At 62.3% G+C, this 16,368-nt stretch carries 16 protein-coding genes; 6 read left to right on the forward strand and 10 right to left on the reverse strand.

All coding sequences use genetic code 11. The features are described 5' to 3' along the window. Window positions 1-51: 51 nt before the first annotated feature. A complete protein-coding gene (locus tag LUU92_RS24135) occupies window positions 52-927 on the forward strand; it encodes a helix-turn-helix domain-containing protein (protein WP_071489199.1) in 876 nt (291 codons plus the stop codon). Here the strand turns inward: LUU92_RS24135 and LUU92_RS24140 are convergent. The 8 genes from LUU92_RS24140 to LUU92_RS24175 all read right to left on the reverse strand — a co-directional run bounded on the left by LUU92_RS24140 (window position 924) and on the right by LUU92_RS24175 (window position 11,148). Next, window positions 924-3,419: a LuxR C-terminal-related transcriptional regulator gene (locus LUU92_RS24140; RefSeq protein WP_257102747.1), complete on the reverse strand. Its 2,496-nt coding sequence runs from the start codon at window positions 3,417-3,419 to the stop codon at window positions 924-926. The two genes, LUU92_RS24135 and LUU92_RS24140, sit on opposite strands and share 4 nt — an antisense overlap. A gap of 160 nt (window positions 3,420-3,579) precedes the next feature. Beyond that, entirely contained in the window at window positions 3,580-4,938 is a 1,359-nt protein-coding gene (locus tag LUU92_RS24145) for a DUF1329 domain-containing protein (RefSeq protein ID WP_071489197.1), read from the reverse strand. Between the two features lie 26 nt (window positions 4,939-4,964). Next, complete coding sequence (locus tag LUU92_RS24150; RefSeq protein WP_222540405.1) at window positions 4,965-6,755, reverse strand: DUF1302 domain-containing protein; 1,791 nt, start codon at window positions 6,753-6,755, stop codon at window positions 4,965-4,967. Window positions 6,756-7,237: 482 nt separating this feature from the next. Beyond that, window positions 7,238-8,149 carry an SDR family oxidoreductase gene (locus LUU92_RS24155; RefSeq protein ID WP_071489196.1) on the reverse strand — a complete coding sequence of 304 codons (912 nt, stop codon included), beginning with the start codon at window positions 8,147-8,149 and terminating at the stop codon, window positions 7,238-7,240. Window positions 8,150-8,266: 117 nt separating this feature from the next. Further along, the gene (locus LUU92_RS24160) at window positions 8,267-9,169 is read right to left on the reverse strand and encodes an alpha/beta fold hydrolase (RefSeq protein WP_071489195.1); all 903 of its coding nucleotides are present in this window, start codon (window positions 9,167-9,169) and stop codon (window positions 8,267-8,269) included. Further along, window positions 9,169-9,951 (reverse strand): class II aldolase/adducin family protein, encoded by a 783-nt coding sequence (locus LUU92_RS24165; protein WP_257102748.1) that lies wholly within the window; start codon window positions 9,949-9,951, stop codon window positions 9,169-9,171. Before LUU92_RS24165 ends, LUU92_RS24160 begins: the two co-directional genes overlap by 1 nt. Window positions 9,952-10,100: 149 nt before the next feature. Further along, complete coding sequence (locus LUU92_RS24170) at window positions 10,101-10,787, reverse strand: LrgB family protein (protein WP_071489193.1); 687 nt, start codon at window positions 10,785-10,787, stop codon at window positions 10,101-10,103. After that, window positions 10,777-11,148, reverse strand: coding sequence for a CidA/LrgA family protein (locus tag LUU92_RS24175; RefSeq protein ID WP_222540407.1), 372 nt, complete (start codon window positions 11,146-11,148; stop codon window positions 10,777-10,779). Before LUU92_RS24175 ends, LUU92_RS24170 begins: the two co-directional genes overlap by 11 nt. Before the next feature lie 98 nt (window positions 11,149-11,246). On the opposite strand from LUU92_RS24175, the gene LUU92_RS24180 reads away from it, so the two are divergent. After that, window positions 11,247-12,143: a LysR family transcriptional regulator gene (locus LUU92_RS24180; RefSeq protein ID WP_222540408.1), complete on the forward strand. Its 897-nt coding sequence runs from the start codon at window positions 11,247-11,249 to the stop codon at window positions 12,141-12,143. Here LUU92_RS24180 and LUU92_RS24185 read toward each other — a convergent pair. Further along, on the reverse strand, window positions 12,124-12,579 hold the full coding sequence (locus LUU92_RS24185) for a flavodoxin (RefSeq protein ID WP_071489190.1): 456 nt from the start codon (window positions 12,577-12,579) through the stop codon (window positions 12,124-12,126). The genes LUU92_RS24180 and LUU92_RS24185 overlap by 20 nt on opposite strands. Before the next feature lie 133 nt (window positions 12,580-12,712). On the opposite strand from LUU92_RS24185, the gene LUU92_RS24190 reads away from it, so the two are divergent. Together LUU92_RS24190 and LUU92_RS24195 are read left to right on the forward strand one after the other, a co-directional pair. Next, window positions 12,713-13,180: a PAS domain-containing protein gene (locus LUU92_RS24190; RefSeq protein WP_071489189.1), complete on the forward strand. Its 468-nt coding sequence runs from the start codon at window positions 12,713-12,715 to the stop codon at window positions 13,178-13,180. A gap of 63 nt (window positions 13,181-13,243) precedes the next feature. After that, window positions 13,244-13,849, forward strand: a complete 606-nt coding sequence (locus LUU92_RS24195; RefSeq protein WP_071489188.1) for a hypothetical protein — start codon at window positions 13,244-13,246, stop codon at window positions 13,847-13,849. 4 nt (window positions 13,850-13,853) lie between these two features. Here the strand turns inward: LUU92_RS24195 and LUU92_RS24200 are convergent, their stop codons facing one another. Continuing rightward, window positions 13,854-14,804, reverse strand: a complete 951-nt coding sequence (locus LUU92_RS24200; RefSeq protein WP_257102749.1) for a MerR family transcriptional regulator — start codon at window positions 14,802-14,804, stop codon at window positions 13,854-13,856. Window positions 14,805-15,021: 217 nt separating this feature from the next. Here LUU92_RS24200 and LUU92_RS24205 point away from each other — a divergent pair, with 217 nt between their 5' ends. Continuing rightward, window positions 15,022-15,582 (forward strand): antibiotic biosynthesis monooxygenase, encoded by a 561-nt coding sequence (locus tag LUU92_RS24205; protein WP_071489186.1) that lies wholly within the window; start codon window positions 15,022-15,024, stop codon window positions 15,580-15,582. 57 nt (window positions 15,583-15,639) lie between these two features. Further along, window positions 15,640-16,350 (forward strand): dihydromonapterin reductase, encoded by a 711-nt coding sequence (gene folM, locus LUU92_RS24210; protein ID WP_257102750.1) that lies wholly within the window; start codon window positions 15,640-15,642, stop codon window positions 16,348-16,350. Window positions 16,351-16,368: the final 18 nt, after the last annotated feature.

The following is a 16,368-nucleotide window of genomic DNA, read 5'->3' on the forward strand; positions in this document are numbered from 1 at the left end:
CACAGCAACAACCGTGCGGAGTAGGATGCAAAGCGTCGGAGAGTACGAACCATGCCAGATCTGGAATCCCTGCAAGTCTTCCAAGCGCTTAACCGTTCGCCCAACGCACGCCTCGAAGCCTGCGCCGAGCTCGGTGACGGCTTGTCTGCGGCGCTGTGGAGCAACCATCACGACTCACAGGACTACCAGGCCCCCAGCCATCACACGTTATCCTGCTACATCGGCGGCGGCACCGGCACGTTTCGGCGCGACCAACCCGGCACCAAGGGCGGTCCCGACAAACTGTGCATCCTGCCCGCCGAACACCAGTCAGCCTGGGTGATCAACGGCGAGATCCGCCTGGCCCACGTGTATTTCAGCCCGGAGCAATTCGCCCTCGGTTGCGTCACCCTGCTCGACCGCGAACCGCGCGCCCTGCAATTGCGCGAAAGCACCTTTCTGGAAGACGCCGGCCAGGCGCGACGCTTTCACCAGTTGATCGCGCTGAACTGGCACGAACCCGCCGAGCGCCTGCTGACCAGCAGCCTGGCCCATGAAATGCTCAGCCACACGCTGCTCAGCCAAGTGGGCGCACGCGACGGGCTGCGCCTTAAAGGCGGGCTGGCGGCGTACCAGCGGCGGCTGTTGGTGGAGTACATCGACCAGCACCTGGAAGACCCGATCAGCCTGGGCCAACTGGCCGGCCTGTGCGCACTCTCGGAATACCATTTCGCGCGGATGTTCCGCCAGAGCTTCGGCCTGCCGCCCCATCAGTACCTGCTGGCGCGCCGCCTGACCCGCGCCCAGGCGCTGCTGCGCAGCGGCGCCCTGCCCTTGAGTGAAGTCGCGTTGATCTGCGGTTTCTCCAGCGCCAGCCACTTCACCCATCGCTTCCGCCAGGCCATGGGGGCCACCCCCGGCGAATATCGCCAGGCCTTCAGCGCCTAGGTCATCAACCCCAGGGTCTTGGCCTTGGCCACCGCTTGCGTACGCCGTTCCACCCCCAGCTTGCTGTGGATGCGCCGCGCATGGGTCTTGACGGTGTGCAGGGAGATAAACAGGCGGTCGGCGATTTCCAGGTTGGAGTTGCCCAGGGCGATCAACTGCAGCACTTCCAGCTCGCGTTGGCTCAGGGGATTCTCCGCCGTGCCCGACACGGCGGCCTGGGGCTCCATGCCCAACTCACTGAGCAACCCCGGCGAGCGCAACCGCAGTTCGCGAATCGCCTGCTGCACCTGGCAGCGCGCCGCCAGCTCAAGCCCGGTTTGCAGCGAGCGGCGCGCCTGACCTGGGTCGCCGACTTGCCAGGCGACCTCACCCAGTACCAGGTGCAGCTCGGTTTCCAGGCAGAGCATGCCGCGTTGATGGGCCGCCTCCAGCAAAGCCGTCATACGCGCCACCGGTTGCTCGGCGCAGCCCAGCTTCACTTCCGCCAGCACCAGCAAGTATTCCAGGCGCGGGATCAGTTCCAGGGTGGCCGGCGGTGCCTGTTTGGCCTGGGGACCACGAAAGTGGCGAAGCACACGACGCATCGCTTCCACCGTCAACTCGGCGCGCCCCTGCTGCAACCAGAAATGCCCGCTGACCAACAGCAGCACCGCGCGGTACACCGTGTCGGGGACCTGGCGCTGTTGCATCAAGCGTTCGGCCTCGCGCAGTTGCACAAAGGCCCCGGCGTAGTCACCACGGTTGGCGGCCAGCAGGGCCAGGCCGAGAAACCCGTAGAGCACGCGCTTGTCCTGGCTGTGCAGGCACATCTTCATGCCGCTCTCGAAGCACTCGGCAGCCAGGCTGTCCTGGCCCTGACGCAGCGCCAGGTGCCCGCGTCGCAGGGCGATACGCCCCACCAGCGGCCCGGCTTTCAGGCGTTGCTTGAGCAACATCGCCTGCACATTCTCCAGCAGGCTCTGCGCGCGATACGGGGCGCCGCGCTGCTCCAGCAACTGCGCGTGATCCAGCTCAAGCAAGGCCTCGAGCAGCAACGATCCATGGGCGCGGGCCAGGCATAACGCTTCGCGGCTCAGCGCCTGGGCCACGTCCAGTTCGCCGCGCAGCAACGCTTGCTGGGTGAGGCCCGACAGGCACATCAGCCGCGACGTCCAAGCGCTGTCGGGCAAGGCTTGCAGCGCTTCGAGGAAATGTTCGCGGGAGCGCTCGGCATCGCCGCCCAAGTGCAGCAGCCAACCCCACTGCGCCTGCCAGCGCGCCAGCAGGGAGCGTTGTTGCACCGCCGTCGGTTGCGGCGCAAACCTTGCCAACTGGTCGATGCATTGCGCGGCCTGGTCGAAGCGCCCGGCGAACAGCAACGCCGCCGTCACCAGCCCCACCAGTTGCGCCGAGCCGAGCATCAACTCTTCGCCATGCTCTTCATGCAAGCGCAGCAGCAATACGGCGTTCTGCTGGCGGAACAGGTCTTCGAAACTGAAGTGCTGTAGCAGGCTGACCGCCACCTCGTATTCTTCGGCCAGCAGCGCGTGCTCGAACGCGGCCTGCCAGTCCTGTTCGGCGGTGAACCACTGGCAGGCACGCCGATGCCAGGAACGCTTGGCCGGCCAGGGGTCATCGCGTATCAGCCGGGCAAGCGGCGGGAAAACCTGCAACCACTCGGTATCGTCCCAAGGCTGGATAAAGGCGCCGAGGGCCTGCAGCTCGCGCAGGTAGTGGTCGCCGTCGCCAAAGCCGAACAAGTGCTCGCACAATCCCGGATTAAAGCGTGGCATGTGTGCCAGCACGCGCCAGGCTTCCGTCAGCTCGGGCGGCAAGGTGCTGAACAGTTCGTGCTGCAAATAATCGAGCAAGGTTTTCTGCGGATGGCCGTCCCCCAGCAACGCAATGCGCACGCCGGCACACCAGCCGGCACTGAACTGCAACACGCTGTCCGGTGACTGCCCCAGCGGGAGCAGTTGCTGAATTTCTTCAAGGGTGAACGCCAACTCAGTGCCGCCCTCCAGCAACTCATCGTCGAGCAGCAGGCGCGGCCAGTTGCAGGCTGGACGGCGCCGCGCCCCCAGCCACCAGGTCAACGAGGGGCTGCTTGCCGTGAGCAGGCGGTCGAGCAAGGCATCGGTTTGGGGGGTGGGCAAGCGGCAGAAATCATCGAGGAACACCCAGGCCGATGTTGGCCAGCGGCCAAGATCCGACAGCAGCGTGGCTTCGTCAGTGAACGCCAAGCCGAGGTTTTGCGCCAGGCGCCGGCAAAGGTCGAGGGGGCTCAGGGCGACGCCATTGAGCGGCAACCAGTACACCTGGCATCCCGCGGGCGCCTGCAACGCGCATTCGGCCAGCAACGCACTCTTGCCACTGCCGCCGGGGGCGCACAGCAACTTGACCCTGACCGGCGCCGCGAGCAAAGGCTCGGCCAGGCGTGGGCGCAACAGATGGTGGGCGGACAGCCGAGGCATGAATCCAGGACGGTCCAGGCAGCGTGTCATGGCGGTCATTGCTGCATCCTGCGTTCTTATTGTTATGCAACGTGACGCCTACCCTAGTCCTGTGGTTGGTGGTTGTTGAAGAAGTATTCAGCGGGGTGATTTCCAGCCATGCATAAAACCCAATGTGGGAGAGGCTTTCCCCCTCCCACATTTTGATTTCACATCGGGATCAGCGAACGCCTTCGGCCCTCAGCGCAGCCGGGGTGTAATCCGCCGCCTTGGCATTGAACCCGAACACGAAGCTGCTCTTCTCCTCGTTCTTCATGCCCAGCGCGATGTAGCGCCCGGCGATGATGTCGTACAGGGTTTCCACGGTGTAGGCCGGGGTCTGGTGGTCGTAGTAAAACTGCGCATGGCCTTCGGCGACCCGCCACAGTTGGCCACGGCCGTCGTAGTGATCCACCAGCGCCACCTGCCAGCTGTCTTCGTCGATGTACATGTGGCGCTTGGCGTAGATGTGCCGCTCACTCGGCTTGACCGTGCCGACCACTTCCCACACGCGGTGCAGCTCATAACGGGTCAGGTCCTGGTTGATGTGGCCGGCCTTGATAATGTCGTCGTACTTGAGCGTCGGCTGGTCCAGCTTGTAGCTGTTGTAGGGGATGTACATCTCCTTCTTGCCCACCAGCTTCCAGTCGTAGCGGTCCGGCGCACCGGAGAACATGTCGAAGTTGTCCGAGGTGCGCAGGCCGTCGGAGGCGGTGCCCGGCCCGTCGTACGCCACTTGCGGCGCCCGGCGCACGCGACGCTGGCCGGCGTTGTAGATCCACGCCAGGCGTGGTTCCTTCACTTGGTCGAGGGTTTCATGCACCAGCAGTACGTTGCCCGCCAGGCGCGCAGGCGCCGTCACCGACTGCTTGAAGAAGGTCAGTACGTTGGCCGCCTTCGCCGGGTCCATGTCGGGGATCAGTTGCGGCACCGCCACCTCTTCCTCGAAGCGGATCGGCGTGTAGCTGCCGTTGGTCTGCGGGGTGGCCTGGGTGATGATGCGGCGCAGGTTGCCGCCGTGGTACCGGGTGATGTGGTTCCACAACACCTCCACGCCGTTCTTCGGAATCGGGAACGCGTAGTAGCGGTTGCCGGTGAACCCTTCGAGGCCATTGCCGTCGTTGATCGGCTTGACGTTCAACGCGCTGCGCTTGATCGACTCGTAGATCTCCGGCGGCAGGTTGACCGTGCGGTGAGTCGGGTACACCGGGATCTTGTAGGTCTCGGGGTAGCGCTTGAACATCGCCACCTGGCCGTCGGAAAGTTTGTCCTTGTATTTGTCGACGGTGGCTGCGGTGATCACGAACAACGGTTTTTCACTGGCGAACGGATCGGCCAGGAAGCCCTTGCTGTCCACTGCGCCGGCGTTTTTCGGGATGCCGCCGGTCCAGGCCGGGATCGAGCCATCGGCATTGCCGGCTTTTTCGGCGCCCACCGGGGTCAGGGTGGTGCCAAGCTTGGCCGCCTCTTCCGGCGACACCGCCGCCATGACGTGGGCCGCCAACAGGCTGAGGGCCATTACCGCAATTATCTTACGCATAGAGTCTTGTCCTTCCTTAAGCCAGATCAGAAGTTCGCGCCGAAGCTGAGGGCGATGAAGTCGCGGTCGGTGAGGGTGTTGTAGTCGCCGCCGAAGAAGTCGGTGTAGCTGAGGCTGGCGGTGTAGGTGCTGCGGTAATCCGCATCCACGCCGACGCTGATGGCCTTGGCGCCTTTGTTGAACAAGCCGTTGGGGCCGTAGCCCGCCACGTCATGGGACCAGGACAGGTTGGGCTTGAGGTTCACCCCGGCAATGGCGTTGTTGTAGTCAAGGATCGCCCGGGCGCGGTAACCCCAGGAGTTGGCCGTGACAAAACCGTCGGTGTCACCCTGGAAGCCATAGGCGCCGTACACCGAGTCACGGCCATAACGCAGCTTGGATTTGTCTTCCAGCCCGCCGACGTGCACGTAGGCCGCTTCGCCCACCAGGGTCAGGCGCTCGGCGCCCAGCACTTGGTCGAAGAACTGGGTCATGGTGCTTTGGATCTGAGTGATTTCCTTGCGCCGGTAGCCTTTGTTGTCGTCACCGAAGTTGCTGCGGATCGGCGAGGCCAGTTGCCCGGCGACCGGGTTGATCAGGGCCAGGGTCAGGTCAGTGGTGTTGAGTTGCACCGGGGCATTGGGGCGGTAGCTGATCTCGCCGGTCCACGCCGTGCCGGTGGGCAAGGTGGTGGAGAAGCTCGCACCGAACAGGCGGATATCTTCCGGGTAGTCCAGGTAGTACTGGCCACGACCGAGCATCAGGCTCTGGACCAGGCCTGCGCCGGAGCCGGGCGCGATGCCATTGGCTGCACCGGCGATCGCACCGAGCCGGGCCAGGCTCGTATTGTTGGTGATGGTGCCCACGGTCGGTGTGCGGCTGTGGTAGTTCATGAAGTACAGACCGTATTCGGTGTCATCCCCCAACCAACGCAACGCCGTACCGAATTGGCCACTGTCACGGGCGTCACGATCCTGTGCACGCTGCACGATCACCCCTTCACGGGTCACTTGAAAGCCTTGCCCGAACGCGGCGGCGACGGGCTGCAACGGCGCAATCGCCGGGTTGCCCACCGTGTAGTTGTCATTACAGCCATGGGCCGCCACATCCCCACCAAAGAAGGTGCCGCAGTTATCCAGCACGGTGTTTTCCCAGTTGAGCTGGTAGAAGCCTTCCACTGTCAGTTGGTTGGTCAGGCTTTGGGAGGCGAACAACATGTTCACCGGGATCAGCCCTTCCTTGATCTCTGCACCAGGGCGGCGGAAAGCCGAAACGTCGATGGGGTTGATGCTGTTGATAGAGTTACCGATAAAGGTGCTCTCACCCCAGCTGACCACTTGCTTGCCGAGGCGCACGTTGCCCGGTTGATCGCCGATGGAGTAGTTGTGATAAACGAAGGCATCGAGCAATTCATAGCCCGAAGAACGCGCGCCCTCGTCACGATGGTGATTGCTGATCTGTTTGAACTCGCGGTCCTCGTCCTGCAACTCGAAGTCGTACCAGTACTTGCCGCGCACGAAGACGCCGCTGTCACCGTACTTGAGCTCCAGGTCGTGAATACCCTTGAAGATCTTGGAAAAGGTCTCGCCTTTCTTGAAGTTCAGGCGTCCGTCATCGCCGGTAGACGCCTGGCCAGTACCGCCGTTGACGGTGCTCACCAGCTTCTTGTCGGCGTCGCGCATGCCCCAACTCGCGCCAACCGACAGCGAAGAATCGAATTGCCCTTCGATCTCGCCAATGTTGAACGAAACAGCCTGTGCCTGGGCACAGCACCCCAACGCAACCGCAGCGGCCAGCGCCTGTGGCCTGAAGATGGCGCGCATTGTTGTTCTTGTCATGCGTCTTCCCCGGTGAGTGACAGAAGGCCCCACCCTACTGCCGCGTCTCAGGAGCGATAAGCGCACCAAGGAGGTATTCGTGTTGTCGCTCGAAAGGATGACAAGGCGCTCTGGCCGGGGTTTGGGCGCGGGCATGCAGCGGGTGGATAAGGGGTTATCAGGAGAATGGATGACGCGCAGTCCAACTATTGCTGTTTTAGTAACAGTCCTTGTCACGAACCGGCATTACTCATCCTGTTACAAACGACTATTCTTACCGGGCTTTCAGGGCAGACGGCCCGCTTCCCCGACCGGAAGAAAAGCCAGATTCAAATGGATTGAGGCCTGCTTTCAATCTGTTACCGGTGTTCACTGACGTTGATTTGTCGCTCCTTGATCCAACGTCTGACTTCAGCCGCTGCGTTTGCAGCGGCTTTTTTTTGCCCTGAATAAAACGGGGCGCCATCAGCGCCCCGCAGCATTAAAGCTTTTTCAAGCAACGATCACAGGCTGTATTTCTGCAAGTTGGCCATCATTTCCTTCAACGCCTCGATGTTGTCCTTGGGGTGAACGGCGCCTTCGAAGTCACAGATCTGCTGCCAGTGCGCAGCCACGTCTTCGGGGGAAAACCCCGCCTCCGGATCAAAGCCTACGCCCAGGCTGCGTTCCCAGCGGGTCTTGCCGATCCAACCGCCGCCCACTTCAAACAACCCCGAGGTTTCCTGGCATGCCTCGCTGCCCAGGTACACCACCAGCGGGCTGACCAGTTCCGGCTTGAGGCGCTCGAACACTTGCGGCGGGATCAGGCCTTCGGTCATGCGGGTACCGCCGGTGGGGGCGATGGCATTGACCAGGATGTTGTTCTTGCGCCCTTCCAGCGCCAAGGTGCGGGTCAGCCCATACAGGCCGAGCTTGGCCATGCCGTAGTTGGACTGGCCGAAGTTGCCGTAGATACCCGAGGTGGATGCGGTGAAGATCACCCGGCCATACCCTTGCTCGCGCAGATGGGGCCAGGCAGCGCGGGTGACTTTGTAGGCGCCTTCGACATGCACCCGATAAACCAGGTCCCAGTCGCTGTCCTCCATTTTGTGGAACGTCTTGTCGCGCAGGATCCCGGCGTTGTTGACCACCACATCGATACGCCCGAACGCATCGAGAGCGTTCTGCACGATCTTGTCACCGTCGGTGACAGAGTCGTGGTTGGCCTCGGCGATACCGCCCGCTTCGCGAATCTCGGCCACCACCCGATCGGCCGCCGACGCATTGGCGCCCTCACCTTGGGTGGAACCGCCGAGATCGTTGACCAATACTTTGGCACCGTGTCTGGCGAACAGCAGCGCATGGGCCCGGCCCAATCCGCCGCCGGCGCCGGTGACGATCACGACCTTATCCTGGAACTGCACTGACTCACTCATACCAAACTCCAATGGCGACGATGGGAATGGGTCGAGTGTCAGGCACGGGGGCGCAGGTCACAATAAAGCCGGCCAGGGCTGAATGGTGCTCGATAAGGCGCAGGGATAGTCGTCAGCTCAGGAATAGGCGATTCGCGAAGTCGGTCGCCCGATCCGCTCACGAAACGCCAGGTAATGCTTGAGCACCTGCACCGGCGCCTCGATCTGCGGGTAATGGCCGATATTGGCCAGCAGCACTGTGTCGGCGTGGGGCACCAGCTCGCGGTAACGCGCCACCATGTGGGCGCCAGAGATCGGGTCGATTTCGCCATCGATCACCCGCAGCGGCACTTCAGCCTGTTGCATCGCATAGACCCAGCGATCGCGCAGACGCCGTCGCTGGGGGACGTAGGCAATGAGTTTGTGCAGGATGCGCGTGCCTTCATGAGAGTCGATCAGGCTCCAGAAATCATCCAGGGCACTCTCGCTGGGGCGAGTGTCGGGCCCGAAGATCTGGTTGAAACTGTCCGCCAGGGCATTGCGCCCAAAGGCACGACCGATCATCCAGCCCAGCGGGCTGAGCAGCAGCTTTTGCACCAGCGCCGGACGGTGGGTTTCCGGAAACAACCCGCCGTTGAGAAACACACAGCTGGCCATGTGAAAGCGACCTTCGTAGTGCCGGGCCAGCAGTTCCTGCGCGACGCTGTCGCCGTAGTCGTGGGCGAGCACGTGCACCGGCTGGTCCACGCGCAGGTGCTCGAGCAACGCCTGTTGCAGATCCGCCTGTTCCAGCAGGCAATAACCGTGGTCGAGGGGTTTGGCCGAATCGCCGAAACCGAGCATGTCGCAGGCGATCACCAGGTTGCGTTGGGCCAGGGGCTGCCACAGGTAATGCCAGTCCCAACTGGCAGTGGGAAAGCCATGGATCAACAGCAACGGCTCACCCTGCCCCGCCACCCAGTAGCGGATAGTGCGGCCGTTGAAGTCGAACGTCTGGCTGCGTTTGCGCCAGACACTCAGCGGGATCTCGGCGAGAGGCATCAGGTTTTATACCCAGGATCGAGGCTGTCCAATTTACGCAGCAACGCCGGCCACGCCAGCGCGCCCCCCATACCTTGAGCACTCTTTGTGACAGCTGCCACCATCGCCTTGGCACCGGCGAGGATCTGTGGCCCGATGGGGATCAATTCAGCGCCGCCACTTTGCGCCAACACCTGGATATCGCAGGCACGCTGGAAGGTAAACATCATCAGAAACGTATCGGCGATGGTGCTGCCGCAGGTCAACAGACCGTGGTTGTGCAGCATCAGGAAACTATTTTGGCCAAGATCGGCCTGCAACCGGGCCTTCTCTTCGTGGTTCAGCGCCACCCCTTCGTAGGCGTGAGAAGCCAGGCTCGACAGCACGAAGATCGATTGCTGGCTGATCGGCAAGACACCCTGCTTCTGCGCCGACACCGCCACACCCGCGGCAGTGTGGGTGTGCAGGACGCACGTCACGTCGTGGCGCACTTCATGGATGGCGCTGTGGATAGTGTAGCCCGCCGGGTTGATCTCGTAGGGGCTGTCCATCAGCTTGTTGCCGGCCTGGTCGACCTTGACCAGGCTCGACGCGGTGATCTCGTGAAACATCAGCCCGTAGGGGTTGATCAGGAAATCATCGGTGCCCGGCACCTTGGCCGAGATATGGGTGAAGATCAGGTCATCCCAGCCGTGCATCGCCACCAGGCGGTAGCAGGCTGCCAGGTCGACGCGGGTCTGCCACTCGGCAGCGCTGACCTGATCTTTGACATTCTGTGGCGATGGAACGGGGGCTAGGCTCACGGCAACGACCTCCTTGGCGCACTTTCTTATTATTTTTTGAGTGATGGGCCAGTCTAGTCAGACGCCCTGGCCGCCGTAGTTGCCTTGGCAGCCAGCTTGATGACCGTACGGGTCAGCTTTGAGAATAGTTTAAATCCGCGCAACCGACGTCAGAGAAGTGCCGCCAATAAAGGCGCGGCAAACAGGTTGAGCAGGCCGGTCAGGACCATCACCAGGCCTGCCACCGAGCCCTCTTCGCCGCCCACTTCATGGGCCCGGCTCACGCCCGCACCGTGGGCGCCCACGCCAAACAGCGCACCGCGCGCCAGCGGCGTACGCAGGGGCAACCACTTGAGCAACACGCCGCCGAGCATCGCACCGAATACGCCGGTGAACATTACGAACACCGCCGTCAATTCCGGCACGCCACCCAGGTCAGAGGACACCGGCATGGCGAACGGCGTGGTGATGGAGCGTGGCACCAGGGACATCGTCACCGAGCTGTCCAGGGCCAACGCTTTGGCCAGGCCGAATGAGGTGGCGATGGACGCCACGCTGCCGGCCACCATCCCCAGCAACAATGCCGACCAGTAACGCGCCAGCAACCGCCGCTGTTGCCAGATCGGCACGGCGAACGCCACGGTGACGGGGCCGAGTACCAGCATCAGCCAGTGGGTGTCGGCAGAGTATTCGGCGTAGGCCGTGTTCATCGGTACGGCCACCGCCAGCAACAGCACGGGCACCAGGATCAGCGGCGACAACAGGTAACGCCCGGTGCGACGGTAGATCCAGCGACTGAAAATATAGGTGCCCAAGGTCAAGGCGAGCCAGAACACCGGCATCAGTTCAAGCTTCATGGCGCAGCCTCCAGCGGCACACCAGTTCCACGGTGAATGCGGTCACCAGCATCACGGCCAACGTGCTCAAGCCGATGACCAGCAGGATGCGCCATCCCTCATTGCGCAGCAGGCCGCCGTAGTCGAGCAGGCTCATAAGCGCCGGAATGAAGAACAGCAGCATCTCAGCCATCAGCACGCCGGCACCCAATTGCAGGGCCGCCGGTTTGACCAGGCCGCTGGCGAAGGCCATCAACAACAGGCCCAGGCCCACCACACCGCCGGGAATCGGCCAGGTCAACCACATCGCCAGTTGGCAGCCGAACAGGTAAATGGCCAGTAGCACGACCAGTTCAATCAACAGACGGGTGAAACGTTTCATGGGCTTTGGGTCCTCGCAGGCCTTCATTTTAAAGAGGCATGCCCCATCCCCACAGCGAATTGTTAGACTGCCAGCTATTCCAAACTGGAATTTCGCGCATGGAATTCAAACAGCTGCGCAGCTTCGTCGAAGTGGTTCACCGGGGTGGCTTTACCCAGGCCGGCAAAACCCTGCATATCAGCCAGTCCGCCGTCAGCAAACAGGTTGCGCAATTGGAGCAGAGCCTGGGCACGCCACTGCTCGACCGAATCGGCTCGCAGATCCGCCTGACCGCCGCCGGCCAAGTCGTCCTGCAACGCGCCGAAGCCATGCTGCGCCTGCAAAACGAGTTGCTCAGCGAGTTGGACGATATGCACCAGTTGACCCGAGGCGAACTGCGCCTGGGCCTGCCGTTGTTGGCCGGGGATACGTTGTTTGCCGGACTGTTCGCCGAATACCGCCGGCGTTACCCGAACGTGACCATCCAATTGCTGGAGGGCGGCAGTCGCAATATCGAGCAAGCCATCCTGAGCGGTGAACTGGAAGTGGGGGGCAGCCTCAGACCCAGCGACCCGGCGTTTGCCTGGCAAGCGTTCTGCGATGAGCCCCTGGACGCGCTGTTGCCGATTGATCATCCCCTGGCGGAAAACGCCCAGGTACGCCTGGAGGAACTGGCCGACACGCCGTTCCTGATGTACCAGCGCAGCTTCGTGCTCAACGACCGTCTGCTGCAGGCGTGTGAACAGTTGGGTTTTACGCCGAAGGAAATCGGCCGCAGCGGCCAGGCGGACTTCCTCGCCGCATTGGTCGCCGCCGGCCAGGGGGTGGTGCTGCTGCCCAGCGTGGTCGCGCGTGGGCTGGTGCGACCCGGGGTGGTGCGCCTGACGCTCAAGGCGCCCGACTACCTGCGCTGGGACATTGCCTTTATCTGGCGTGAGGGCGCCTACCTGTCGAAAGCCGCCCAGGCCTGGCTGGCGTTGCTGCGTGAATTTCCGGTCAAGCGCGCAGTGCAGTGACCAGTTCAGCCAGCCACGGCTCGGCGTCGGCTTCCGGGGTCACACTTTCGCTGGCATCCAGGCGCAGCATCGGCAGCACTTCACGCACGCCCAGTTCGCCAAACAGCTCGCGCATCTGCTCGCCGCCGCCGCAGAAGGTGTCGCCATAGCTGGCGTCGCCCAGGCCGATCACCGCGCCGGGCAGCCCGCGCCAGGCGGCGGGCAGTTGGTCGCGAATCGTCGAGTACAGGGGTTGGAGATTGTCGGGCAATTCGCCCATGCCGGTGGTGGACGTCACCGCCAGAAATGCATCCGGCGCAAACGCCTGCACGTCGGCCAGACTGGCGCGAGGGTTGTGCCAGGCCTCTAAACCGGCCGCATTGAGGATATCGGCAGCGTGACGAGCGACTTCTTCAGCGGTGCCGTAGACCGAGCCGGAAAGGATGGCGACTTTCATCAATCTGATCCTGTAGTTGAGCGAAAGCGTGGGATATTAACAGCTTGAACGCCGCTACAAAAATCGCCATACCGGGTGGAAAATGGAGCGCGGTGCCTTAGACTTGCAACACCCAAATGGATGGATCCCCCGCATGATTAATGCTCACTTGATGCAAATGGTCATCGACGCCTCGAATGACGGTATCGTCATCGCTGAACGGGAAGGCAAGGACTTGCCACTGATCTACGTCAATCCCGCCTTCGAGCGCCTGACCGGCTACACCCGCGATGAAATCCTCTACCAGGATTGCCGCTTCCTGCAATCCGGTGACCGCGACCAACCCGCCCTGATCGCCATTCGCGAAGCCCTCGCCGCGGGCACCCACTGCCGTGAAGTCCTGCGCAACTACCGCAAGAACGGCACGCATTTCTGGAATGAGCTGTCGCTGTCGACGGTCTACAACCCGGCGGATAAACAGACTTATTGCGTCGGCGTGCAAAAAGATGTGAGCGTCCAGGTCAAAGCCCAGCAGCGCGTGGCTCAACTGGAGGCGCAAGTGGCCGAACTCAAGGCCGAACTGGCGGCACTCAAGGCGACCAGTGGATCTAACAAAGATTAGAAATAACGGTCATTAAGAGGATAATGGCGTTTTAATGCCTTCCCACATTCGTTGAGCAAGCCCATGCAACGTGATGCACTCCTGACCCAGGACGAGCTGGATTTTATCCAGACTATGCAGCACAACCCGCAATTGAACCTGCGGGATGCGTCATCGAGCCTGACAGTCAACGGCGGTGCGCAGATTCGCGATCTTCTCACGCGCCTGGCGGCCCACGATCACGTCACCATCCAGGCACAGTTCGACAATCAGCAACTCACCTTCCCGCTGCACCTGGTGGAAGATGAGTTTCATGCCGTGCACCTGCGCCTGGGCGTGCCGAGTATTTTCGAGGATGGGCCGATGATCCGGCCGTGGCGCCTGGCGCTCGAAACGCCGGTGGCCCTGGAGAATATCAAGGGCGGCACGGGCGCGTTGTGGGTGCATGAAGTGTCGTTCAAAGGGGTGCTGGTGGAGATCCGTGGCCGGCTCAAGCCACCGAAAACCTTTTCGCTGTGGTTCAGCCCTTCCGGCTATGAGCGCATTGCGCTGCGCGGAACGTTCGAACGGGAAACCGCACGCGGCCTGTTCGCTTACCGGCTCAGCCAGGACGACGTCGATGAAACCGAGCGCCTGCGCCAGTTCATCCTGCACCAGCACCGCCTGGTCCATCCCGAAGTGCACGCCTGAAACATCAGGTATCCAGGCTACCGCTCAGGAATTGCAGCAAGCGGCGCTGCATCAACCGTGCTTCGTTGCCCAGGCAGCCGATTGAAGAGCCTTGCAGGCTTTCCTGGGCGAAGTCCGCGGCGTCACCGGCCAGCAGCAGCGGGCAATCCAGGGTCAGCGCCAGGCGTTTGAGCCGCAGTGGCAGTTCGCTGCCGGGGGCGCGGTTGGAAAACAGCACCAGCGCTTGCGGTTGGGTCTTTTCACAGACCAGGGTCAACTCATCGAGTGGCTGGCCTACGCCCAGTAGCTTCACGGCGAATTTCTCCCCCGTCAGCAGCAGGCCTGCGACCAACAATTCCAGCTCGCGACATTCTCCGGCTATGGCCGCCAGCAGCACCCGTGGCAGCGGCGAAGCGGCTGTCACCTGCAGACGTTGCGCCGTGCGCGAACGCAGGAAATTATCGAAGAACAGCCATTCGCTGGCCTCGCCGAAGCGGCCTTGATGACGCAACAGCTCCTGCCAGAGCGGCATGAGAATATCCTGGAACGCCACGGCGAGCGGGTAGGCGGAAAATATCTGCCCATACAGCCGATCCAGTTGGCGATCATCGAACGCGCTGATTGCACTGCGCAGTTGCCCGTGCCATTGGGCCCGCTCCACGCTGTCCCCGCCAGCCAGGCCGGGTTCGCCGATGCGCTCATCGCGCGCAAGCAGCCTGCCCACTTTGCTCACGGCGACGCCACGTTCGATCCAGTCGAGAATACGGTGCACGGTGTCGATATCGGTGCGCGAATACAACCGGTGCCCACTTTCGGTGCGGATCGGCTGGATGAGGCCGTAGCGTCTTTCCCAGGCACGCAGGGTGACCGGGTTGACGCCCGTCAGCCGAGCGACTTCTCGAATCGGCAATAGATCATCGGAAACAGCGACGCGGTCAAGGGTCGTTTCGCGCTGCGGAGCAATAGTTTCGGGCATCAGAGGTCAAGAACATCCGTGTCGATTTGGATCCTATTTAACGCTTATTCGGTTGAACGATTCAAGCCACGAGGCGAACCGACAGAAGTGTCTGGCGTATTTCAGCAAAACAGGAATAATCCTTGCCTGCTTTTTCAAGGCGCAGCCGCATCACCCCGCAGCTGCACCTGGTGTCGTACCTACCCGGTCACGAGCGCCCACTATTTGGAGATACACAATGTCTACCTCTCCCGTCACCCTGATGGTTGCACGTCGCGTGGCCAAGGGTCGCTATGAAGAACTGATGGCCTGGCTGCGCGAAGGCGAGCAATTGGCCACGGACTTTCCCGGCTACCTGGGCTCAGGCGTCCTGGCACCGCCGCCCAACGATGATGAATTCCAGATCATTTTCCGCTTTGCCGATGAGAAGACCCTGCATGCCTGGGAGTTTTCCGCGTCGCGCAGTGCGTGGCTGAGCCGTGGCAGCGACTTGTTTGCCGACCCGTCGGAGCATCGCGTACGTGGCATCGATGGCTGGTTCGGCACCGTGGGCGCGCGCCCACCTCGCTGGAAGCAGGCTGTAGCAATCTGGCTGGCGTTTTTCCCGGTGTCGCTGCTGTTCAACTTTGTCCTGAACCCACTGCTGAGCGAACTGGACCTGGCACCGCGCGTGCTGGTCAGTACCATGGCGCTGACGCCACTGATGGTCTACTGGTTCATCCCACTGTCGACCCACCTGTTGGCAAACTGGCTGCATCCTGCCCCTACACCGCGCAAGGCTACCGAAGCCGCGGCGTGAATACAGGGGTGCTCGGTCGCTGGTATAGTTTCAACCTGCCAGCGACTCGAGCCTCCCATGACTGCAACGAACGCCCCGATCCTGATCACCGGCGCCGGCCAGCGTGTCGGCCTGCATTGCGCCCAGCGTTTGCTGGACGACGGCCACCCGGTGATTTTCAGCTATCGCAGCGAACGGCCCGGCGTGCAGGCGTTGCGCGAGCGTGGGGCGATCGCGGTGTTTGCCGACTTCTCCAGCGAGGCCGGTATCCTGGCGTTTATCGCTGAGCTGAACACCCATACCCAGAGCCTGCGTGCGGTTATCCATAACGCCTCGGCCTGGATAGCGGAATCCTCCGACGACGAAAGTCGCGCGTTTACCGACATGTTCAGCGTGCACATGCTTGCGCCGTACCTGATCAACCTGCATTGTTCACCCTTGCTGCAACGCTCGACACCGGCCGACATCGTGCACATCAGCGACGACGTGGTGCGCAAGGGCAGCCGCCAGCACATCGCCTATTGCGCCACCAAGGCCGGGCTCGACAGCCTGACGTTGTCGTTTGCCGCGCAATTGGCGCCGTTGATCAAGGTCAACGGCATCGCCCCGGCTATGGTGATGTTCAACGACGGCGACGACGACGCCTACCGCGCCAAGGTACTGGCCAAGTCCGCACTGGGCATCGAGCCCGGGCCCGAGGTGATCTACCAGAGCGTGCGTTACCTGCTGGATAACCCTTATGTCACCGGTACCACCCTGACCGTCAACGGCGGGCGGCATATCAAGTAAGCCGCTTTTGAGGATGTT

This window comes from Pseudomonas extremorientalis, from assembly GCF_024584605.1.
In the GTDB taxonomy this organism is placed as follows: Bacteria; Pseudomonadota; Gammaproteobacteria; order Pseudomonadales; family Pseudomonadaceae; genus Aquipseudomonas; species Aquipseudomonas extremorientalis.